General features: G+C 60.9%; 3 protein-coding genes. 2 read left to right on the forward strand and 1 reads right to left on the reverse strand.

Annotation, left to right across the window (positions count from 1 at the left end; genetic code table 11):
* On the forward strand, positions 1–486 hold a 486-nt coding region (locus tag WBB95_RS25460; RefSeq protein WP_424490090.1), incomplete at its 5' end, for an ATP-binding protein.
* A 6-nt stretch (positions 487–492) separates the two neighbouring features.
* Positions 493–1,395, forward strand: a complete 903-nt coding sequence (locus WBB95_RS25465; RefSeq protein WP_424490091.1) for a DUF3991 domain-containing protein — start codon at positions 493–495, stop codon at positions 1,393–1,395.
* 121 nt (positions 1,396–1,516) lie between these two features.
* Here WBB95_RS25465 and WBB95_RS25470 read toward each other — a convergent pair.
* Positions 1,517–1,787 (reverse strand): hypothetical protein (locus tag WBB95_RS25470; protein ID WP_424490092.1); only part of this gene is annotated, 271 nt, incomplete at its 5' end.

The following is a 1,787-nucleotide window of genomic DNA, read 5'->3' on the forward strand; positions in this document are numbered from 1 at the left end:
AAGAAGATCATGTCGTACTACGACAGCTTCGACTATATGACCAAGCAGCGGAATATGGTCTGGTTGGGGCCCACCGGGTGCGGCAAGAGCGGGTTGGCCACGGCCTTCCTGCTGCAAGCGATCGATCGCGGTCAGCGGGGCTACTTTGTGACGTTTCCCGAGTTGCTGCAGGAACTGTTCCAGTCGCTGGCGGACCGCAGCGAGGGGAAGGTGCTGCGGCGCTATCTTTCGTACGACTGTCTGGTGATTGACGAAGTGGGCTACGTGGAGGTGGAAGCGGCGCAGGTGGGGCAGTTCTTTACGCTGATGCACAAGCGGCACAAGAAGAAAACGACCCTCATCACTTCCAACCTGGGCTTCGCCGAATGGGGGTCGTTTCTGCACAACGTGCAATTGACAGCCGCCTTGATCGATCGACTGACCGAGAACTGTCACGTCGTCAACATGAAGAACTGCAAGAGCTTGCGGGACAAGTTCGACGAGTGACGTGCGGTGACGCTCCACGACTTCCGCCAGCAAGCCGACGCGGTTCGCTCGATACCGTTGGAGACCGTGTTGACGCACTGGGGCGCCCAGCGTGATCGGCGCGACCGGCATCAATGGCGCACCGAGCGTGGTCCGCTTTCGGTGACGGGTGCCAAGTTCTTCAACTGGCATCGCCACGAAGGGGGCGGCGGGGCGATCGACCTTGTGATGCACTTGAGCGGCTGGGACGTTCAGGTGGCGGTCGGATGGCTCCAGCAGCATCTTGCTGCCGCCGCTGCTGCCGCGCCTGCGACCCCCGCTTGCTCGCCGCCGTCTTCTGCTGGCTCGGACGCGCGCGCCAAACCTGGCCCACGCCTGCCTGTGGCCAATCGCGCCAACCTCCAGCGCGTGCGTCACTATCTCACCGAGCAGCGTTGTCTCGCGGCAGGCGTCTTGGAACCGCTGATCGAGGCGGGAAAGGTCTATGCCGACCGGCGAGCCAACGCGGTCTTTCTGATGGTGGCCGGCAAAGCCAATCGTCCGATTGGCGCGGAACTGCGGGGCACCGGCCAGAGAATGTGGCGTGGACTGGCGCCCGGCACGTGCAAGGACGCCGGTTACTTCTGGGTCGGCGTTGCGGGTTCTGACAAGATCGTCCTCTGCGAATCGGCGATCGACGCGATCAGCTGCTTTCAACTGCATGCGACGGAACTTCATATCGGATGCATCTGCATTTCGACCGCGGGCGTTCGCCCCGATCCGCCTTGGCTCTATCCACTGCTGGCTCGCGGCTATGACATCTACTGCGGCTTCGATGACGACCAGCCTGGCAACGCAGCGAGTTGCCAGATGATCAGAAAAACCCCCGCGATCAAACGTCTGCGACCACCCGCTCACGATTGGAACGACGCGCTGCTAGCCAGTCGCTGAGTTCCATTAAAAGCACACCTTGGCTAATACCCAGCTGCTGCTACTCCCCAAGCTCGCCGATCACCAGCACTACCTGCTGTGCGCTGCTTGCACCCATTTAGATGAGCACACTTGGCTCCATTTATGTAAGCGGTATAGGACAGGCTTGGCCACGACACGGAATGTAGTGATTCTCCAGCACGGCCTCTTCGCCTCGATAGGGGATCGGATGGAAATCCAGCGAGAAAGCCTTCGCTTCCGGCAGCAGTATCGGCGAGAGTTTCTTCACCCACGATCCCAGCAACTGCTGCTGGTGCTGACGCCCGGTGCGATACGAGTAGTCCGTCGCAAACGATTTTTTGGGGAGCACGTTCAAGCCGGCGAACAGCCCGAGCCCTGCATCCACGTTGTAG

The organism is Pseudomonas sp., from assembly GCF_049645325.1.
Taxonomy (GTDB): domain Bacteria; phylum Pseudomonadota; class Gammaproteobacteria; order Pseudomonadales; family Pseudomonadaceae; genus Aquipseudomonas.